12 protein-coding genes are annotated in these 21,624 nt (G+C 49.7%); 10 read left to right on the top strand and 2 right to left on the bottom strand.

From position 1 onward, the window contains the following. Window positions 1-61: 61 nt before the first annotated feature. The 10 genes from gltB to BDI_RS01595 all read left to right on the top strand — a co-directional run bounded on the left by gltB (window position 62) and on the right by BDI_RS01595 (window position 17,237). Entirely contained in the window at window positions 62-4,579 is a 4,518-nt protein-coding gene (gene gltB / locus BDI_RS01640) for a glutamate synthase large subunit (RefSeq protein ID WP_011965972.1), read from the top strand. A gap of 25 nt (window positions 4,580-4,604) precedes the next feature. Beyond that, window positions 4,605-6,029 (top strand): glutamate synthase subunit beta, encoded by a 1,425-nt coding sequence (locus BDI_RS01635; protein WP_011965971.1) that lies wholly within the window; start codon window positions 4,605-4,607, stop codon window positions 6,027-6,029. Between the two features lie 26 nt (window positions 6,030-6,055). Beyond that, the gene (asnB, locus tag BDI_RS01630; protein ID WP_041525537.1) at window positions 6,056-7,720 is read left to right on the top strand and encodes an asparagine synthase B; all 1,665 of its coding nucleotides are present in this window, start codon (window positions 6,056-6,058) and stop codon (window positions 7,718-7,720) included. Between the two features lie 122 nt (window positions 7,721-7,842). Continuing rightward, window positions 7,843-9,564: a DUF6383 domain-containing protein gene (locus tag BDI_RS01625; RefSeq protein WP_011965969.1), complete on the top strand. Its 1,722-nt coding sequence runs from the start codon at window positions 7,843-7,845 to the stop codon at window positions 9,562-9,564. 710 nt (window positions 9,565-10,274) lie between these two features. Further along, window positions 10,275-11,084 carry a diaminopimelate epimerase gene (gene dapF / locus BDI_RS01620; protein ID WP_011965968.1) on the top strand — a complete coding sequence of 270 codons (810 nt, stop codon included), beginning with the start codon at window positions 10,275-10,277 and terminating at the stop codon, window positions 11,082-11,084. Window positions 11,085-11,140: 56 nt separating this feature from the next. Beyond that, window positions 11,141-12,370: an LL-diaminopimelate aminotransferase gene (locus tag BDI_RS01615; protein WP_011965967.1), complete on the top strand. Its 1,230-nt coding sequence runs from the start codon at window positions 11,141-11,143 to the stop codon at window positions 12,368-12,370. 36 nt (window positions 12,371-12,406) lie between these two features. After that, entirely contained in the window at window positions 12,407-14,593 is a 2,187-nt protein-coding gene (locus BDI_RS01610) for a glutamine synthetase III (RefSeq protein WP_011965966.1), read from the top strand. 137 nt (window positions 14,594-14,730) lie between these two features. After that, window positions 14,731-14,988, top strand: coding sequence for a hypothetical protein (locus BDI_RS01605; RefSeq protein ID WP_005861932.1), 258 nt, complete (start codon window positions 14,731-14,733; stop codon window positions 14,986-14,988). Beyond that, the gene (locus BDI_RS01600; RefSeq protein WP_008780841.1) at window positions 14,979-15,302 is read left to right on the top strand and encodes a type II toxin-antitoxin system RelE/ParE family toxin; all 324 of its coding nucleotides are present in this window, start codon (window positions 14,979-14,981) and stop codon (window positions 15,300-15,302) included. The genes BDI_RS01605 and BDI_RS01600 overlap by 10 nt, the downstream gene beginning before the upstream one ends. A 12-nt stretch (window positions 15,303-15,314) precedes the next feature. Then, complete coding sequence (locus BDI_RS01595; RefSeq protein ID WP_011965965.1) at window positions 15,315-17,237, top strand: NAD(+) synthase; 1,923 nt, start codon at window positions 15,315-15,317, stop codon at window positions 17,235-17,237. Window positions 17,238-17,354: 117 nt separating this feature from the next. Here the strand turns inward: BDI_RS01595 and BDI_RS01590 are convergent, their stop codons facing one another. Beyond that, on the bottom strand, window positions 17,355-20,984 hold the full coding sequence (locus tag BDI_RS01590; RefSeq protein WP_011965964.1) for an ATP-binding protein: 3,630 nt from the start codon (window positions 20,982-20,984) through the stop codon (window positions 17,355-17,357). Next, on the bottom strand, window positions 20,968-21,537 hold the full coding sequence (locus BDI_RS01585) for a condensin complex protein MksE (RefSeq protein ID WP_005866029.1): 570 nt from the start codon (window positions 21,535-21,537) through the stop codon (window positions 20,968-20,970). The genes BDI_RS01590 and BDI_RS01585 overlap by 17 nt, the downstream gene beginning before the upstream one ends. Between the last annotated feature and the right edge of the window lie 87 nt (window positions 21,538-21,624).

Genomic DNA, 21,624 nt, shown 5'->3' with positions numbered 1-21,624 from the left:
ACCTATATTTGTAAAACAAATTGACGCAATAATTATTTATACACAAACATAAGGTCAGCAAATGAAAACAAACAAGAATCATTTTAACAGCAGACAAGGATTATACGACCCGTCTTATGAACATGACGCTTGTGGAGTAGGAATGTTAGTAAATATCCACGGCGAGAAATCGCACGACATCATCGAATCAGCTCTTAAAGTATTAGAGAACATGAGGCATCGAGGCGCTGAAGGAGCCGATAACAAAACGGGTGACGGAGCGGGAATCTTATTACAGATCCCGCATGAGTTCATCCTCCTGCAAGGAATTCCGGTTCCAGAGAAAGGCAAATATGGCACCGGACTAATCTTCCTTCCAAAAGATGAGGAACAGCAAGCAAGCATCCTCAGTATCCTCATCGAAGAGATCGAGAAAGAGGGATTAACCTTGATGCACTTACGCAAAGTTCCCGTTCATACGGAAATCTTGGGAAAGGACGCACAAGCGACCGAACCGGATATCAAACAGATATTCATCATCGGCTGCAACGATCAGCAAGAGCTGGAACTAAAGCTATACCTCATACGTAAGCGGGTCGAGAAAAGGGTATCGGCCACCGACCTGCCGGCCAAGGATGATTTCTATATAGCGTCTCTTTCCACCAAAAACATCGTTTACAAAGGCATGCTGGAATCCATGCAGCTACGCCATTACTTTCCTGACCTGACGCAACCTTATTTCACTAGCGGACTGGCCTTGGTACACTCACGTTTCAGCACCAACACCTTCCCCACTTGGAGTCTGGCGCAACCTTTCCGCCTACTGGCACATAACGGGGAAATCAACACGATACGGGGCAACCGGGGATGGATGGAGGCCCGGGAGAGCGTACTCTCCTCCCCCAGAATCCCGGATATCAACGATATACGCCCGATCATCCAGCCGGGCATGAGTGACAGTGCCTCACTGGATAACGTATTGGAATTCTTCGTGGCCTCCGGGATGAGCCTGCCGCATGCCATGGCGATGCTGGTACCGGAGAGTTTCAACGAGAAGAACCCGATCTCCGAAGACCTAAAGGCTTTCTACGAATATCACTCCATCTTGATGGAACCGTGGGACGGGCCTGCCGCCCTGCTCTTTAGCGACGGACGCTACGCCGGAGGCATGCTAGACCGTAACGGTCTCCGCCCCGCCCGTTACCTGATCACGAAACATGACATGATGGTCGTGGCCTCCGAAGTCGGCGTCATGGATTTCGAGCCTAACGAGATCAAGGAAAAAGGCCGTCTGCAACCCGGAAAGATCTTACTCATCGATACTGAGAAAGGCGAGATTTATTACGATAGCGAGCTGAAGGAACAACTGGCGAACGCCCAGCCCTACCGTACTTGGCTGGAGAAAAACCGGGTGGAATTGGACGAGTTGAAATCCGGCCGTAAGATCCCTCATAAGGTAGAGGGATACGACAAGCTACTGCGTACGTTCGGATACAGCCGTGAGGATATCGAACGTATCATCGTACCGATGTGCACGGGAGGGGCGGAACCGGTCGGCTCCATGGGCAACGATACGCCACTGGCCGTATTATCCGCCCGTCCGCAAATCCTCTATAATTATTTCCGCCAACAATTCGCCCAAGTAACCAACCCGCCGATCGACCCGATCCGCGAGGAACTCGTCATGAGCCTGACCGAGTATATCGGGGCCGTGGGAAGCAATATCTTAGTTCCAACCGAGAGCCACTGTAAAATGGTTCGGCTGAACCATCCGATCTTGACCAATACACAACTGGATCTCCTGTGTAACATCCGGTATAAGGGCTTTAAAAGTGTTAAGCTCCCCACTTTGTTTGACGCAGAGAAAGGATGCGCAGGACTGAAAGCTGCCTTGGACGAATTATGTAAGCAAGCGGAGCAATCCGTCACCGATGGCGTTAACTACATCATTTTAAGCGACAGAAACGTAGATGAGAAAAAAGCGGTGATTCCCTCCCTGTTAGCGGTAAGCGCCGTGCATCACCATCTGATCTCCGTGCAGAAAAGGGTGCAAACAGCGCTGGTAGTGGAAACCGGCGAGATGCGTGAGGTAATGCACGCCGCCCTCTTACTAGGCTACGGAGCCAGTGCCATCAACCCCTATATGGCTTTCGCTATCTTGGATGATCTAGCAGACAGGCAAGAGATACAATTGAATTACGAGACTGCCGAGAAGAATTACGTAAAAGCCATTTGCAAGGGTTTATTCAAGGTTATGAGCAAGATGGGGATCAGCACGATCCGCAGTTACCGGGGAGCAAAGCTTTTCGAGGCGATCGGCCTAAGCCGGGATCTGGCAGATACTTACTTCGGGGGAACCACCAGCAACATCGGTGGTATCCGCTTGGAAGAGATAGCGGCAGACGCGATCGCCATGCACAATGACGCATTCTCCCACCCCACGGATTCTTTATTGGAACATAAAGGCATTTATTCCTTCCGCAAGGATGGCGAGAAACACGCTTGGAACCCGGATACCATTTCCATGCTTCAACTGGCTACCCGCTTGGGGAGCTACAAGAAATTCAAGGAATATTCCCATGTGGTTGATGAGAAGGAAAGCCCGATCTTCTTGCGTGACTTCCTGACATTCAAGCGACGCACCCCGATCCCCTTGGAGCAGGTAGAGCCGGAAGAAGCGATCATGCGTCGCTTTGTCACGGGAGCGATGAGCTTCGGTTCTATCAGCCGGGAAGCGCACGAGACGATAGCTATAGCCATGAACAAGATACACGGACGCAGTAACACGGGCGAGGGTGGTGAGGACTCGGCTCGTTTCATCCCCCGTGAGGACGGGTTATCGCTCCGCTCCGCCATCAAGCAAGTAGCCTCCGGACGCTTTGGCGTGACCACGGAATATCTGGTAAACGCCGACGAGATCCAGATCAAGGTCGCCCAAGGAGCGAAACCGGGCGAAGGAGGACAGCTTCCCAGCTATAAGGTGAACGATATCATAGCGAGAACCCGTCACTCGATCCCGGGTATCTCTCTGATCTCTCCCCCACCTCACCACGATATTTACTCGATCGAGGACTTGGCGCAATTGATCTTCGATCTGAAGAACGTGAACCCTCAAGCCGAGATCAGTGTGAAACTCGTATCCGAGAGTGGCGTGGGAACCATCGCCGCCGGCGTAGCCAAGGCAAAAGCGGACCGGATCGTGATCTCCGGGGCAGAAGGAGGAACGGGGGCTTCCCCGATAAGCTCTATCCGTTACGCCGGAATCCCACCTGAGCTAGGACTATCCGAGACTCAACAGACGCTCGTGATGAACGGCCTCCGGGGACAAGTCCGCTTGCAAACAGACGGACAATTGAAAACCGGACGGGACATCCTATTGATGGCGATGCTGGGTGCCGAGGAGTTTGGATTCGCCACCTCCGCCTTGATCGTCTTAGGCTGTGTGATGATGCGTAAATGCCATATGAACACGTGTCCGGTAGGTGTCGCTACCCAAGATGAGGAATTACGTAAACGCTTTCATGGCCGACACGAATATTTGGTGAATTTCTTCACCTTCCTCGCCCGTGAAGTTCGAGAATATCTGGCAGAGCTAGGCTATACGAAACTAGACGATATCATTGGCCGTACGGACTTACTCATGCGTAAACCTTCTGATCATATCGAGAAACATGACCTATTGGATCTCAGCCGCTTGATCCATCTACCGGAACAAGCCGCCACGCAGGCCATCCATCAAGTCACCCGTCAACTCCACGCGATCGACAACGTGAAAGATGTGGATATCATCCGTCACGCAAAGGCCGCCATCGAATCCGGACAGGAAGTATCGTTGGATTATGCGATAGCCAACACCGATCGTTCCGTAGGAGCCATGCTTTCCGGAGAGATCGCCAAGCGGTATGGGAACATCGGGTTACCGGAGAACACCCTGCATATCAAGTTCAAGGGGGCGGCGGGCCAGAGCTTCGGAGCCTTTCTGGCCCACGGCGTACATTTCCGGTTGGAAGGCGAGGCGAACGACTATCTCGGAAAAGGATTGAGTGGCGGACACATCAGCTTAATGCCTCCGGTACGCTCCACCTTTATAGCGGAAGACAATACGATAGCCGGTAATACCTTATTATATGGAGCTACCAGCGGTGAGGTTTATATCAACGGCCGGGTCGGAGAGCGTTTCTGTGTGCGAAACTCCGGGGCGATCGCTGTCGTGGAAGGTGTAGGCGACCATTGTTGCGAGTACATGACCGGAGGCCGGGTTGTCGTCTTAGGCAATACAGGCCGGAACTTCGCCGCCGGAATGAGTGGCGGTGTCGCTTACGTATGGAACAAGAATGGTGATTTCGATTATTATTGCAACATGGAAATGGTAGAGCTTTCCTTGATCGAGGATAGCACCTCACGGAAGGAACTTCATGAATTGATCCGCAAGCATTATCATCATACCGGCAGCCATCTGGCCGGATTGATGCTCGATAACTGGAACAAGTACGTGGATGAGTTCATCCAGATCGTCCCGATCGAATACAAGAAAGTACTCCAAGAGGAACAGATGCGCAAACTCCAACGCAAGATTGCGGAGATGCAGAAAGACTACTAAATATTTACACAAAAACAAGAGAACTATGGGAAACCCAAGAGCATTTCTAACGATACATAGACAAGAGGCGGGCTATCGTCCCGTCCACGAACGTATAGATGATTTCAGCGAGGTAGAACAGACCTTGAACAGCGGCGACCGCCGTACGCAGGCCTCCCGCTGCATGGATTGTGGCGTACCCTTCTGCCACTGGGCCTGCCCGCTGGGTAACAAGCAACCCGAATGGCAAGATTTGTTATACAAAGGCCGTTACAAAGAGGCATATCACGTATTGGAGCAGACCGACGACTTCCCGGAGTTCACGGGACGTGTCTGCCCCGCCCTCTGCGAGAAAAGCTGCGTACTGAAACTTAGCTGCGACGAACCTGTCACGATCCGTGAGAACGAGGCGGCTATCGTGGAAGCCGCTTTCCGGGAAGGATACGTACAGCCTATCCAACCAGTACGCAACGGGAAAAAAGTAGCCGTGATCGGTAGCGGTCCCGCCGGATTGACCGTGGCGAACCAATTGAACCGGAAAGGATATGAAGTCACCGTATTCGAGAAAGATGAGTTACCGGGCGGCTTGCTACGTTTCGGCATCCCCAATTTCAAGCTAGGCAAGCACATTATCGATCGCCGTATCCGCATCATGGAGCAAGAAGGGATTCTTTTCCGTGTAAACACGATGGTCGGCAAAGAGATATTAGCGAAAGATGTAGTGAAAGATTTCGACGCTGTTTGCGTAGCGATCGGCGCCGAGGTTCCCCGGGATCTATCTATCGAGGGACGTCATTTAAGAGGCGTACATTTCGCCTTGGAGTTATTAAGCCAGCAGAACCGGATCTTAGAAGGCATCCCCATCCCGCCCAAAAGCCAGATCAATTGCAAAGGCAAGAAAGTCTTAGTGATTGGCGGAGGCGATACGGGTAGCGATTGCGTAGGGACAGCGAACCGTCATGGGGCGGCCTGTGTCACCCAGATCGAGATCATGCCCCAGCCACCCGTCGGACAGAATCCGGCGACACCTTGGCCCATGTATCCCCAAGTACTGAAAACCAGCAGCAGCCATGAGGAAGGTTGTATCCGCCGGTGGAACCTAGCCTCTAACCGTTTTATCGGAGAGAAAAACAACCTGATAGGGGTTGAGGTAGAAGAAGTCGAATGGGTTCCCTCCCCAGACGGAGGCCGTCCGCAAATGAGACAGACCGGCAAGAAAGAGATCATCGAGGCCGATCTGGTTTTCCTCGCCATGGGCTTCCTGCATCCGGTACAAGAAGGATTGATCAAAGAACTGCGATTGGCTACCGACAACCGCAATAACATCGCCGTAGACAACGCCGGATATACCGCCAACAGCAACCTATTCGCCTGCGGAGACGCTGTCAGCGGAGCGAGCTTAGTCGTAAAAGCGATGGCCTCCGGCCGTAATGTCGCCCGATCCATCGACCGTTTCTTACAAACCAACTAATTTTCAACTTTCAATTTTTAATGATCATGTGTGGTATAACAGCGATATTCAATATACACGACGGAGCGCAAGCCCTGCGTAAACAAGCGTTATTAATGAGTAAACGAATCCGTCACCGGGGGCCGGACTGGAGTGGTATCTACCAAGGCAAAACCGCTATCTTAGCCCATGAACGCCTTTCCATCGTAGACCCAGCCTCCGGAGGGCAGCCTTTGGTCAGCCCCGACGGGAAACTCATCCTCTGCGTCAACGGAGAGATCTACAACCATCAGGAATTACGAGAACGGTTAAAAGGCGATTACGAGTTCCAAACCGGCTCCGATTGCGAGGTGATCCTCGCCTTATACAAGAAGAAAGGGATTGATTTCATCGAGGATCTCAATGGTATTTTCGCCTTCGCTCTCTATGACGAGGAGAAAGGGGTTTACTTGATCGCCCGTGACCCGATCGGCGTGATCCCGCTCTACATCGGATACGATGACGAGGGACACTTGATGGTATCTTCTGAGTTAAAAGGACTTGAAGGCTTCGCCACTCATTACGAGCCGTTCCTCCCCGGTCATTATTTCTATAGCGAAGACCGTAAACTCACGAGATGGTACACCCGTGACTGGATGGATTACGCCAACGTGAAAGATAATCCTACCGACGTACAACAACTTCACGATGCGCTGGAAGCCGCCGTCAAACGCCAACTGATGAGCGATGTCCCTTACGGCGTCCTTCTATCCGGAGGTTTGGATTCCTCCATCACCTCTGCTATCGCCAAGAAATACGCGGCGAAACGCATCGAGACCAATGGGAAAGCGGACGCATGGTGGCCTCAACTCCACTCGTTCGCCATCGGATTGAAAGATGCCCCGGACTTGATCGCCGCCCGTAAAGTAGCGGATGCGATCGGTACGGTTCATCATGAGATCCATTATACGATACAAGAAGGATTGGACGCTTTACGAGATGTCATTTATCATATCGAGACCTATGATGTCACTACCGTCCGAGCCTCTACCCCCATGTATTTATTGGCCCGTGTGATCCGGAGCATGGGTATCAAGATGGTACTAAGCGGCGAGGGTGCGGACGAGGTATTCGGGGGATATTTATATTTCCATAAGGCCCCGAATGCACAGGCTTTCCATGAAGAGACCCTGCGTAAATTAAGCAAATTGTATTTATATGATTGCTTGCGTGCGAACAAAAGCCTTTGCGCATGGGGCGTAGAAGGACGAGTGCCGTTCTTGGATAAAGAGTTTCTTGATGTGGCCATGCGTCTGAATCCGGTGGCAAAGATGTGCCCGGGTACGATCATCGAGAAGAAGATACTTCGAGAAGCATTTTCCGACAGCTTGCCCAAGGAGATCGCTTGGCGGCAAAAAGAGCAATTCTCGGATGGGGTAGGCTATGGCTGGATCGATACATTAAAGAAAATAACCTCCGAGTCGGTCACTGATGAAGAGATGGCGAATGCCGCCAAACGATTCCCGATCAATCCGCCCCAAAACAAGGAAGAGTATTATTACCGCTCCATCTTTGAAGAGCATTTCCCCAGCGAAAGCGCAGCGAGAAGCGTACCTTCCATTCCTAGCGTAGCGTGTTCTACCGCAGAGGCTTTAGCTTGGGACTCGGCTTTCAAAAACATGAACGAGCCAAGCGGCAGGGCCATAAAAGGCGTACATGAATCCGCTTATTGACGAATATTTCTTTTCTTTAGTAGCAAAATGCACCAACTTTTATGAATAATAAACGCTGGTGCATTTAATTTTTATAATAACTTTGCCAGCTAGAGTCATAAAACACTTTAAAACAAATTTATATGAAGAAAATCTTTACATGCATTAGTTTGGCAGCCGCTATATTCATGGCTACCACCCCAGTGATGGCACAACAACAAAAACAATTAACAGATAAAGAAAAGGCTGCTGTTGTTAAAGTTATTGTTCCTGCCGTTTTTGATCAAGTAAAGCAAATTAGTGGAGTTGATTTCATGTCTCTCACAAATCCTAATATCGAAAGCATAATTAATTCCCCTTTATTTTTGCCTCAAGTATCAAGCCTACGTGCAGATCAATTAAATCCAATCTCGGTTACTCCTGATAGTTTAAAATTGGATCTTAGTTCTATGGATTTTTCTGCGATAGCACCGGGAATGGGTGATTTCATCGCAGGGATCGTTAATGACGTAAAACTGACATTCAGTGATTATAAAGAATATAACGTTTCACTTAACGGACAATCCGTAAAAATTGATTTACCAGAGAAAATTGATGTATCCGCTGCTGCTTTAGTTGACGCAGAAACGGGTAAACCCACAAATTTATTATCGGTATTAATCAAGACCGGGAACAAAGGAACCATTCTTCCTTTCAACAGCTTATCCGTAGAATTGAAATTAGGTTGGTTAGGTACCGTGGGTAGCATGATCCCTAATTTCCCGCTTAAAGATGGAAAATTGATAAGCCTAACAGAAACAGCAAATAGCTCTGGTACGATTGATTATACGATTACTTTAGAAGATAATTTACGTAGTCTAGCAGCAACGTTAGCTCAAGTCCCGAACTTCCAAATATCTCTTGATATGACAAAGTTGATGACAGAAAGTACTATCAAGGCTAGCTTATTCGGTAAACCTCTACAAGCACCTAACGCAAAATTGCCAATGGGTGACGCCGTCGTATATGCAAACTTGAAATCAACAACAGGCATGCCTGCAGATTCTATTGTCTTGACTTCATATGATGCCGCATCTAGCAAAATCAAAGGATACAAGAAGTTGACTCCGACAATTGGCGTATCTGGAGCAAATCTAGTTTTAACGACAACAGATTCAGTACGTGCTGACGTAAATACAGCTTGGACTCCAATGTCTAAACAGATCGTTACAATGCCAGCAACAATGAGCACAGCAATCAATTCTATTATGTCCTCTCTTGTTAATGGTGTCATTAGTAATCTTAAAGCAAGCGCAGAAACCAATTACACTATTACAATTGATTCTATTTACGAAGCTAAAAAAGATGAGGTTATTCGTGTAATGGAAATCGACGCAACGACAAAAGTTGAAGCTACGAGCTTAAAAGATACAAAGATGATCGTAGATATCAACTTCTTGAAAGGAAGCAATAAAGAGAATGTCATGAATATCAAGGCTACGGCTCCTACAAATGATACTAAAATTACGGTAGACTTTAGTCCTGCTGTTGATCCTAAAGGCGATGGCATTAAAGAAAATGTCAACATGGCGACATTATATATTACATCTGACGCTATGGGCATCATCACCGATAACGAGACTATCAGTGAAGAGGTTCAAGAAGTTACGGTATCTACAACCGCTAGCGGTCTTTATGTAAAGAATGGTAAGGGTAATTATGTAATCGTTAATATGGTAGGTAGAGTTGTTTCTACGGGTATCATCACTAGCGATGAGCAATACATCAGTACTCCGAATATGCCGAACGGTATTTATATGATCTCAATCGATCAGTCTAAGCTCTTGAGATCTGCTCATAAGACAACTGTTAAGTTCGTAAAATAAATTATCTAGATAATTAGTTAATCTGATAAAAGGAGCTATCCGGAAACAAAACCGAGTAGCTCCTTTCTTTTTGTCAATTTGTAAACCAAACTCCCGGAGAGTTGATTTTTCTGGCCTGATGTACTTCTCGTCCCTAAATATGAGAAAAAATATTAGCAAATGATTGTTTAGTAATATATTAGCCAAATACGACCTTTTGTTCTAGAAAAATAATTCATGCTAGTTCACATTTATACGGGTCAAACCATATTTTTTATACGGATAAAAGAGGCATTTCATACGGTTGTATCGCCCGACGCGACTATATGTATCGCCTTACGCGACCTTTCGTGTGACAAAACATGACCTTTTACGTAGAAATCAGTGGTTAAATACGTATTTTCATCCATTATCTATCCCTAGTTGAGGCTTCTTGAAAAAGAGGCTCGTCAGACAAACAGACTTATTTTAAGCAAATAGATAGATATATAGTTTTTTTACTTACAGTTACAGCAACCCATATTCACAAAGCATATATTACGATATAAAACCAAAACACGCACTTCTAATTATCATTTATAATTAAAAGCATATATTATAACTTCAATCTATTACAAACCTCATATTTATAAAACATTCGAGCCTCTCACCTGTTATATACTTATCAAAACGTTATATATTTGCATCACAATAAAACAAAAAGAAATAACATAAAGAATAATATCATCAAAATGACAAAATCAATCAGATTCACAAAGATGCACGGTGCCGGAAATGATTACATCTATGTAAACACGATGGCCTATCCGATAGACAATCCCGAGGAATTATCTATCGCATGGAGCAAGCCGCACACAGGCATAGGATCTGACGGTTTGGTCTTGATAGGTTCTTCAGACATCGCGGATTTCAGTATGCATATCTATAATGCGGACGGCTCCGAGGCGATGATGTGCGGAAACGCATCCAGATGCATTGGCAAATATGTCTATGAGGCCGGCCTAACGCAAAAGAACAAGGTTACCTTAGAGACCTTATCAGGTATCAAAGAGCTACAATTGAAAATAGAGCGTGAAGAGGTCACCGAGGTCACGGTAGATATGGGAATGCCTGCCGTAGGCGAGATGGCCTTGGAGGTTGAGGCTGGAGGAGAAATTTACACCGGCACCGTCATCTCTATGGGAAATCCTCACTTGGTTATCTTCGTGGACGAGATGGACCAGGTCGGTCTGGCAAGCGTAGGCCCGTTACTGGAATGCCTCCCGCTTTTTCCGGACCGGACAAACGTGGAGTTCGTGCAGGTGCTAAAGCCGGACGAGGTACGGATGAGGGTGTGGGAACGAGGTTCCGGCATCACACAAGCCTGCGGAACCGGAGCTTGCGCCACCGCCGTGGCCGGGGTCGTACGTGGGAAGACAAAGCGAAAGACGAAGGTCATCATGGATGGGGGCCCTTTAACCATCGAGTGGGACGAGCGGAGCGGTAAGGTCTTTATGACCGGCGGAGCGGTCAACGTGTTCGAGGGATTCATCAAAGTCTGACATGGGGAACAAGACAAAACAACAAAAACAACAACATAAAAACAAAAGAACTGAGTATGGCACTAATTAATGAACATTTCCTGAAACTACAGAACAATTACCTTTTCTCCGACATCGCGAAAAAGGTAAACAGCTTCAAGGTTACCCATCCCAAGGATAAGATCATTCGAATGGGTATTGGTGATGTTACGCAACCACTTGCCCCCGCCGTTATTGAGGCGATGCATAAAGCCGTGGAAGAAATGGCGAGCAAGGATACATTCCACGGATATGGCCCCGAGCAGGGATATCCTTTCCTAATCGACGCTATCATCAAGAACGATTATGCCAGCCGGGGAGTCTTTATCGAACCGAGCGAGGTATTCATCAGCGACGGGGCGAAAAGCGATTGTGGAAATATAGGTGACATGCTCCGCCACGACAATAGTATCGGGGTGACAGACCCCGTATATCCGGTCTACATCGACTCGAACGTAATGAGCGGACGCACCGGGGTATTGGAAAACGGGAAATGGAGCGATGTCGTATACATCCCTTGCACGGCGGAAAACAACTTCGTACCGGATCTGCCCAGTCGCAGGGTGGACATCCTTTACCTCTGCTATCCCAATAACCCGACCGGAACGACCTTGACTAAGGACGAATTGAAGAAATGGGTAAACTATGCCCTTGCCAACGACGTGCTTATCATGTACGACTCCGCTTACGAAGCTTATATACAGGACCCGAATATCCCCCACTCTATCTACGAGATCAAAGGAGCGAAGAAGGTAGCTATCGAATTCCGGAGCTTCTCTAAAACCGCCGGGTTCACGGGGATACGTTGCGGATACACGGTCGTACCGAAGGAGCTGAACGCCTTCACGCTGGACGGGCAACGGGTACAGTTGAACAAATTATGGAACCGTCGCCAATGCACGAAATTCAACGGAACCAGTTACATAACCCAACGGGGTGCGGAAGCGGTTTATTCCACCGCCGGGAAACAGCAAGTGACAGCTACTATCAATTATTATATGACCAACGCGAAGATCATGAAAGAGGGCCTGCAAAACTGCGGTCTCACGGTGTACGGAGGCGATAACGCCCCATACCTCTGGCTAAAGACCCCGGACGGCCTCTCCTCATGGAAATTCTTTGACAAACTGCTTTATGAAGTCAAGATAGTCGGAACCCCCGGAGTGGGATTCGGACCGAGCGGGGAAGGTTATCTACGCCTCACCGCTTTCGGCGATAGGGATGACACCCTAGAGGCCATGGCTAGGCTGAGGAAGTGGCTAAGATAAGTCATTTACTATAAACAACAATAATCATCAGGTATTATGTCAAAGTTAAGATTTAGAGTCGTAGAATCGGCGTTCGAGAAAAAAGCGACCGAGCTAACCACTCCCGCCGAGAGACCTTCCAAGTATTACGGCGAGCTGGTATTCAACCGTGAGAAGATGTTCAAATATCTTCCAGAGAGAGCGTACGAGAGACTGGTGGACTCCATCGACAACGGTACCCCGTTAGACCGTGAGACAGCGAACGCCGTGGCCTCCGGCATGAAGAAATGGGCGATGGAAAAAGGCGCTACCCACTACACCCACTGGTTCCATCCCTTGACGGAAGGTACCGCCGAGAAGCACGATGCTTTCATCGAGCACGATGGCAAAGGCGGCGTACTTGAGGAATTCGAGGGCAAACTACTGATCCAGCAAGAGCCGGATGCCTCCAGTTTCCCGAACGGCGGTATCCGCAATACGTTCGAGGCCCGTGGCTACTCGGCTTGGGATCCTTCCTCCCCTGCTTTTATCGTAGGAGACACCCTGTGCATCCCGACGATCTTCATCGCTTACACAGGCGAGTCCCTCGACTACAAAGCTCCCTTGCTGAAAGCCTTGGAAGCCGTGAACAAGGCGGCGGTCGATGTCTGCCACTACTTCAACCCGGACGTGAAGAAAGTATACGCCTACCTAGGTTGGGAACAGGAATACTTCCTAGTAGACGAGGGCCTATACGCCGCACGTCCCGATCTGTTGATGACCGGCCGTACTCTGATGGGGCACGAGAGCTCGAAGAACCAACAGTTGGAGGATCATTACTTCGGAGCCATCCCCACCCGTGTCATGGAATTCATGAAAGACCTCGAGGTTGAGGCATTGAAACTTGGCATTCCCGTAAAGACCCGTCATAACGAGGTCGCCCCGAACCAATTCGAGCTGGCTCCCATCTTCGAGGAATGCAACCTCGCCAATGACCATAACTTACTGATCATGGCCCTAATGCGCAAGATCTCCCGCAAACATGGGTTCCGTGTCCTGTTGCACGAGAAACCGTTCAAAGGCGTGAACGGTTCCGGCAAGCACAATAACTGGTCGCTGGGAACCGATACCGGAATCCTTTTGATGGGACCGGGTAAGACGCCGGAAGACAACCTGCGCTTCGTCACCTTTGTGGTCAACGTACTGAAAGCCGTGTACACCCACAACGCCTTGCTGAAGGCCAGCATCTCCAGTGCGACCAACGCCCATCGTCTGGGAGCGAACGAGGCTCCCCCAGCGATCATATCCAGCTTCTTAGGAACACAGTTGTCCAAGGTATTGGAACATCTGGAGAACAGCGATACGGAGGATTTCAACCTAGCGGGAAAGCAAGGCATGAAACTCGATATCGCCCGTATCCCCGAGCTATTGATCGATAACACGGATCGTAACCGTACCTCCCCTTTCGCCTTCACCGGTAATCGTTTCGAGTTCCGTGCCGTAGGTTCCTCTGCGAACTGCGCCGCCGCCATGCTGGTATTGAACGCCGCTGTAGCGGATCAGTTGAGGCAGTTCAAGGCCGAGGTAGACGCTAAGATAGCCACCGGAAAGGATAAGTTCGCCGCTATCATCGAGGTAATCCGCAAGGATATCAAGGAATGCAAGGCGATCCATTTCGACGGCAATGGCTACAGCGAGGCATGGAAGGCCGAGGCCGCACGCCGGGGCTTGGATTGCGAGACCAGCGTGCCTTTGATCTTCGACGCTTATTTGAAAGATAGCAGCGTCCGCATGTTCGAGTCCACGGGAGTCATGACCCGCAAGGAGCTGGAGGCTCGCAACGAGGTCAAATGGGAGATGTACACGAAGAAGATCCAGATCGAGGCCCGTGTATTAGGCGACCTGACAATGAACCATATCATCCCGATGGCCACCAAATACCAGTCTTCCTTGATCGACAACGTATATAAGATGCGTGAATTATTCCCCGCCGATAAAGCCGCCCATCTATCCTCCAAGAACATGGAGATCATCGAGGATATAGCGAACCGCACGATCTTCATCAAGGAAAAAGTGGACGAGATGGTCAACGCCCGCAAGATAGCCAACAAGATCGAGAGCGAGCGGGAGAAGGCGATCGCTTACCACGACCGGATCGTCCCGATGATGGAAGCCATCCGTTACCATATCGACAAGTTGGAACTGGTTGTCGACGACCAGATATGGACCTTGCCGAAATACCGTGAGCTTTTATTCATCAGATAGTCTTATTCAGACAGTAGTTTTTTGTTGATTGTTTTGTGTTAATAAGGAGAGGATGCTGCGAAGTATACCTCTCCTTCTTTTTTATCCCATACAAAATACATACCTTTGGGGCATAAATATATAGGAGGGAAATTGATATGACGACAATAGAGTTACAGCAATGGAGAGAAAGCTTCGTGGAGAGATACCTTAACAAGATCGATGACATGGAGATATCGGAGGAACTGGAACGGGCTGCCAAAAAGATCTTTTCCAAGAGAAGGACACCCCGCCCTTGCGTAATCCACTCGCAAGAGGAGATGATAGCAGAGGTACGGAAATCGGTAGAAGACGCCCGAGAAGGTAGAGTCACATCAAGTGAGGATCTAGATAAAGAGATAGAGACATGGTTCTGAAACAGAAAAATCCATATTGGACAGCCAAGGCCAAAGAAGATTTGAAAGAAATTACGAAGTATTATAAGAAGGAGGTTTCTATCAACATGGCCCACAAGAAAGTCAAGGATCTGAAACATTACGCAGATTTGTTAGCGGATAATCCTCTTCTCGGTTTTTATGAGCAAGCCTTATCCTCGGAGCCGCAAGGCTTTCGGTCTCTTGTTCATGAGCATTACAAAATCATCTATTTTATAGAAGATGATATCATCTATATCTCCGCAATATTCGACTGTCGTCAAAACCCCGATAAATTAAGAACATCTATCAGATAAACAATAACAAATATGAATTACGGATTCGTCAAAGTAGCGGCAGCCGTACCACATGTTAAAGTGGCTGACTGCTTTTATAATATTCAACAGATCGAGGGATTGATGCGCCAAGCGTCCCAAAAAGAGGTCCAGATCATCGCTTTCCCCGAATTATCGGTTACGTCTTACACTTGCATGGACTTGTTCTCGCAAGAGACCTTACTCAGAAACGCCGAGAAAGCCTTGCTGGATTTAGTGAACAACACCGCCGATCTGGATTTACTAACGATCGTAGGTTGCCCGCTTGTCAGCGGAAGCCAACTGATAAACGCCGCCGTCGCTTTCCAACGGGGCGAGATACTAGGGGTAGTGCCCAAGAGCTACCTGCCCAGCTACAAGGAGTTCCAAGAAGAGCGTTGGTTCACGGCCTCTTCACACCTACAGCAATCCATGATCACGATCGGTAACCGGGAAGTGCCGTTGGATTGCTACCTGATCTTCGAGTATGATGAGGTACGCGTGGGTATCGAGATCTGCGAGGATCTTTGGGTTCCCATCCCTCCCAGCTCCGAGCTAGCCATGCAGGGGGCGAACTTGATATTCAATCTATCCGCCAGCAACGAGTTGATCGGTAAGCATGCTTACTTACGATCCTTGATCTGCCAGCAATCCGCACGTTGTATCGCCGGATACGTCTACGCATCCGCCGGTTTCGGGGAATCCAGTACCGACCTCGTATTCGCGGGAAACGGTATCATAGCGGAGAACGGCACGTTGTTAAGGGAATCCGAGCGTTTCTCCATGGAGGAGCAACTCGTTATCAGCGAGATCGATATCCAGAACTTACAGAACGACCGACGGATCAACACCAGTTTCATGCAGGGTTATCTCAACCATAACATGGATAACGGCACCGTAGTCTCATTCAGCCTTCCCAGCCGGGCGCTGGACTTGACCCGGGTAATCGACCCGCATCCCTTTACCCCTTCCGGCGATGCCTTGAAAGAACGTTGCGAGGAAATATTCCATATACAGGTAGCGGGACTCGCCAAGCGTGTCCTCCATGCCCACGCCCAAACCGCCGTCGTAGGCATCTCTGGGGGACTGGATTCCACCTTGGCCCTACTGGTCACCGTCATGACCTTCGATGCCTTGAAGATCCCACGGGATAAGATCATCGGCATCACCATGCCCGGCTTCGGGACGACGGATCGTACCTATACCAATGCCTGCGACTTGATACGCTCCCTGGGCGTGACCCTCCGGGAGATCTCCATCAAGGAGGCTTGCGTCCAACATTTCAAGGATATTGATCACGACATCCATGTACATGACGTGACCTACGAGAACAGCCAAGCCCGCGAGCGTACCCAACTTCTTATGGACGTGGCGAACCAAGCGAACGGCCTCGTGATCGGTACGGGGGATCTCTCGGAGCTTGCCTTGGGCTGGGCTACTTACAATGGCGACCATATGTCTATGTACGGCGTCAACGGTAGCATTCCCAAGACATTGGTCAAATATCTGGTGGAATGGGTTGCCAACAACAAGGTAGACGAGGCTTCCCGCACCACGTTATTAGATATAGTAGACACTCCGATCAGCCCGGAATTGATTCCCGCCGACGAGCATGGAAATATCAAGCAGAAGACGGAGGATTTGGTAGGCCCCTACGAGCTGCACGATTTCTTCCTCTATCACTTCCTGCGCTTCGGTGCCTCCCCCGCGAAGATCTACTTCTTGGCGAAGCGGGCATTCGGGGAAACCTACGACGATGCCACCCTCAAGAAATGGCTCCATACCTTTTTCCGCCGCTTCTTCCAGCAACAGTTCAAGCGCAGTTGCCTGCCCGACGGCCCGAAAGTAGGCTCCATCAGCCTCTCCCCGCGTGGAGACTGGCGAATGCCGAGCGACGCGATGGCTACGCTTTGGCTGGATGAGATCGCAGGGCTTTAACATTCGTTCACGGGTATGGTCATAGACGAGGCTCTCTCATGGGTGTCGAAGCCTCGGCTATGACCCGTGAGAGAGCCTCAGTTATGATCGGTGAGAAAGCCTCGGCTATGATCCTGCCTAATCGAACTGCGTGATCACCCTCCGGATCCGGGTGAAGCTATCGCCGTCCTTCTCCAGTTTATAGATGTGCTTATAGGACAGGGCATCCTGCTCGGTCGGTGAGCCATTGATCAAGAGAATATCCCGGTCGTTGGCGAATTTCAAGATCCCCGCCACGTTATTCGGGTGTAGCTTCCCGATCTCATCCATCATGCAATGGAGCCTGAAATCGGAGAATACCGTGGAGGCATTCCGCTTGAACACGTTCAGCAACATGATATTCACCATGGATTTGACCAAGATATCCGTACCCTCGGAGCCTACGTTCGTAAGACGTTCTACGAAGCCCGTATCATTCCGGTTCTCGATCACCCGGAATTTAAGGTCGAAGAAATCCGCCAAGCGGATCAAGTTGCCGGAATAAGCGTCCATCGACTTGATCAACTCACGTAGCAACATCGTCGCCTTCTCCCGGGTAGCCGTATCGTCGGCCGAGGAAGCGAACAGGTTCTGCCCCAAATCCCAGCTATATTCCTCGTTGAATCGCTTGATCTCCTTCAACAGATTGACGATCTTGTTCTGGCTCGGATCGATACGCATCTCGATACACTGGATAATCCCCACGAAGTTCTTCTCCTTGAAATCGGCGTTGATCTGATCCACCACGCCACGGATATTACCTTCCTGAGAGACCATGCTTTTCGTATCCGCCGTAATCTGCCGGAAGATATCGGAGTTGCGGGTATTGATACGCGATTGGTATTCCGAGACCTTATCCTCGTCGATAAACTCCTTCAAGTCGCAAGCGAAATCCATATACTCTTTATCATCCGAGAAGCTCGTCTTGAAGGCGAACACATTATCCTCGGAGAAATTGCCGGTGTAGGCGGTTATCTCCTTGCGCAGCTCGGAAAGCTTCTGGGATTGCTCGCTGACGCGGATCGTGATCTCCCGTACCAAGGAACGGCAATCGCCATCCGTATCGGTACGGTTCATGGAAGAGAAGATGGATTCCCTAGAGGTAAACCAGTCCAACAGGGTAGAGCGGTGATATTCCTCCCGGTTCTCCAACGCTTTCCGGTTGGACTCCTTCAGCTCCTTCAACTCGGCATCTACCTTGAAGATACTCCGGTTCACGTCCGCCAGACGCTTTTTCAATTCCTCCCGTTCCCCGTGGATGATCTGCTGCAAGCGCAGGCTCTCCGCCGTCCAGTCGGGTACCTTATCCAGCATCTCTCGTTTATCTTTCAGATACTCGATAATCAATGCCTTGGTCTCGTTGATATATTTAATCTCCCCACCGATATACGCCAAGCGGGAATGGATCTCCTCCAAACGTTTCGGATCGCCACCGCTAGCGGTCAGGCTATCCAATTGCTCCCTGTCATATCCGGATTTGCGCTCTTCCAGCTCCGCTTTCTTGCGTGCGATCTCCTCCGAGATAGCTTCCCTTGCGACGGAGAGTTCCTTATCCAAAGCAGCCAGCTCGTCTTTCTCTTGCTCATCCAAGGAAGCGAGTTCCCGGTCCATCTTGCCTTGAAGCGTGGCGATCTCCTGCTGGATCGAGGAAAGGACGGCCTCGGCAGCGTTCAACTCCTCCTCCAAACGCCGGATCTCCTCCTGCCTCAGACGGGTCGCCTGATCCCGCAAGGCCGACAGACGAGACTCGTCCTCTTTCTTGCGGACCGCCAGTTGCTCCAACTCATATTCCGCGTGATAGATATCCTCCTTGATGGGCTTCACGGAGGATTGATATTGCTTGCGGAGATTCTCCTTGGCCGCCTCCAAGTCCTGCCGCGCCGTAGCGATGAAGCGCTGGATTCCGGCACGTTTTTCCTCGGCCTCCTTCTTCTCCGTCAAGTAATCCTCCTTGGTCTTGACATTCCGGTGAATCCCGGAGGTGAAGCGGATTCCATAAAAGGTATCTCCCTCGCCTACCTCCGCCGTAAACTCTTTCCCGTAAAGCAGGCGCTCGTCACACACTTGCCCGATCGTCTGCTCCCAGCCGGGTTTATGCTCGGACAGCCAGTTGAAGAAGCTATCTTTCTGGTTATCCAAGAATTCCGTCAGTTCCGCTAGCTTAGCGCTCAGGGCCTCGATCTTCACCTCGTTGGATTCCGCTAGCTTTTGATAATCCTCATCCAAATGCTTCTCGGCGGTCTCGAACTCTTTCATCTGGTAGTTCAACTCGTACTTCAGCTCACGGATCTTCAGCTCCAAGTCCTTCCGGTTCGCGTCGTAATTACCGAGACGCCCCTTGACCGCCTCCAATTCCTCTGAGGTTCCCGACTGCCCCCGGGCAGTCTTGATACGCATCTTCAAGGCGGCGACCTCCGTCGTACGTTTCTCCCGATCCACCAACAAACGCTCTTTCTCCTCCGAGGCGGAATGGCGCGATTCCTCCCGTAGCCGTCGATAATACTCCCGGCGAGCCTCCCGACGAGCATTGATCTCAGTCTCTGCCGCCAGTAATTGTTTCTGTTTCTCGTTCTCGAAGCCGGCCAACTCGTTCTTCAGATTAGCGATCAAATTGGCGTGCAAGACCGAGGCTTCCTTATTCTTGGAAGAAAGCAAATCTTTCTCCACGACTAAGGATTCCTGTTCCTGCTGTAAGATCTCCAATTTGTTACAACGATCCATCGCCGTCTGGATATCTTTTCCGGCATAGAAAACCCGTTTCGCTTCCGCCTCCGACAAGGCGTTTTTCAGCACGGCCAACTCGCCTTCCATCGTGGCTGTCCGGTTCTTCGATTCAGCGTCCAGCTTATCCCTTTGCTTATAGAAATCCGATTTGACCGCCTCCTGCTCGTGTATCTTCCGGGACAACTCCGGCAAGATACGCTCCGTTTCCAGATAAGCCCCGCGCAATTGGCGGCACAGATCGTTGATCCGTAAATCCCGCTTACGGATATCGTCCGACAAGGTAGAGATCCCAGCGGCCTTCCGCGCCATGCCCGGCTCACGGAAAACACCGATATCATTCAGTTGCGCCTCAAAACCGGATAGATGGCTCCGGTAACGGCTCAAGTCGATCACGCTATCCGCCTCGTTCAAGGAGGTGATGATCGTCTGCTTGATATAATCCGCCTCCAAGCGTGAATTCAGCAAGACGTTCTGGATCGTACGGATGATATTCTGATACGAGCCGCTCTCCATCAAGGAATAACAGGAGTAATCCCGTTTATTATCCGAGTTTCCGTAGAGGATATTCCGGTATTCCTCATACGTGGAGATCGCCCCGCTATACTTGATACCGTTCTTATCGAGCACCGAGCGGATACGATCCGACGGATAAGGCGCTCCCTCCTCGTCGATAAAAAGATCCGGCCGGTACGGAGAAGCGATAAAACGGTAGCAGATACGGTTCATCGTCTTATAGCTAAGTACCGTAAACCAACCATCCTCCCTCGCTACCTCGTAGATGATCGAGGAATCGGCATAAGGGAAATAATAATCCTGATACGATTTCTTCTCGACCGGGATTCCAAGCCGTTGCGTATCGGCGTTGTAAAAGAAAAGGATCGCACGGAGGATCGTACTCTTCCCCACTCCCTGCGTTCCGATTAAATGTATATTTCCATCCAGCTGTACTTCCGAGTAACGGATAGCGGCGCTGTTTATAAATACTATTTTATTGAGATATCTCATCTTCGTTCTTTATGTTAATACTATGGATCATCTTTGTGAGGTAATCCCACGAGGAGAGCACTTTCCACGTCCCGTTCATATCGCTTACGCACTCGATAAAGCCCTCTTTCGTCATCCTATCCAAGATGGTATCGAGGATATCCTTGCGTTTCTCCTTGCCTCCGGTATGTTTTTTCAACCCGTCCAGCTTCATCTCTAGATCCATGTCGATACGGGAACGTACCAATATCTCCGCCGGCGAGAAGGTGAAACCGGGCCCGAAGGCCGTATCATACGTACAGAAGAAGTCCATGATATCGATCCAAGCGAAGAAACGCTGAAGCTTTTGTTCCAAGGTAGCCCGGGGCTCCTTGCGGGAGAAGTAGAAGTAATTATTCCCCTGCTCCAACACGAAATTGATATGCGAGAAATAATCACGTAAACGCTCAAAATTATCTTCTACGACCGAGAAGAGTGTCCTCAACTCCTTTACACTTGTATTCGAGCACAGAAAATTACCTTTCGACAGGTAATCATAGATCTGTGCGGTCTGTACCGGTAAATTATCTATCATCCTTATTATTATTGTTGTTCTATTTTATCCAGTTGTAGAGACGGGGCGTGCCCCGTCTCATCACAGGGGGCACGCCCCGTCTCTACA

This window comes from Parabacteroides distasonis ATCC 8503, from assembly GCF_000012845.1.
GTDB lineage: Bacteria > Bacteroidota > Bacteroidia > Bacteroidales > Tannerellaceae > Parabacteroides > Parabacteroides distasonis.
The sequence above is the reverse complement of the archived record's forward strand: the minus strand, read 5'-3'. Positions and strand labels throughout refer to the sequence as shown.

Coding starts and splice junctions, on each gene's coding strand:
- BDI_RS01625 (WP_011965969.1), top strand. CDS start 7,843: ATGAAGAAAATCTTTACATGCATTAGTTTGGCAGCCGCTATATTCATG.
- BDI_RS01600 (WP_008780841.1), top strand. CDS start 14,979: ATGGTTCTGAAACAGAAAAATCCATATTGGACAGCCAAGGCCAAAGAA.
- gltB (WP_011965972.1), top strand. CDS start 62: ATGAAAACAAACAAGAATCATTTTAACAGCAGACAAGGATTATACGAC.
- BDI_RS01590 (WP_011965964.1), bottom strand. CDS start 20,984: ATGAGATATCTCAATAAAATAGTATTTATAAACAGCGCCGCTATCCGT.
- BDI_RS01585 (WP_005866029.1), bottom strand. CDS start 21,537: ATGATAGATAATTTACCGGTACAGACCGCACAGATCTATGATTACCTG.
- BDI_RS01595 (WP_011965965.1), top strand. CDS start 15,315: ATGAATTACGGATTCGTCAAAGTAGCGGCAGCCGTACCACATGTTAAA.
- BDI_RS01610 (WP_011965966.1), top strand. CDS start 12,407: ATGTCAAAGTTAAGATTTAGAGTCGTAGAATCGGCGTTCGAGAAAAAA.
- BDI_RS01615 (WP_011965967.1), top strand. CDS start 11,141: ATGGCACTAATTAATGAACATTTCCTGAAACTACAGAACAATTACCTT.
- BDI_RS01635 (WP_011965971.1), top strand. CDS start 4,605: ATGGGAAACCCAAGAGCATTTCTAACGATACATAGACAAGAGGCGGGC.
- asnB (WP_041525537.1), top strand. CDS start 6,056: ATGTGTGGTATAACAGCGATATTCAATATACACGACGGAGCGCAAGCC.
- BDI_RS01605 (WP_005861932.1), top strand. CDS start 14,731: ATGACGACAATAGAGTTACAGCAATGGAGAGAAAGCTTCGTGGAGAGA.
- dapF (WP_011965968.1), top strand. CDS start 10,275: ATGACAAAATCAATCAGATTCACAAAGATGCACGGTGCCGGAAATGAT.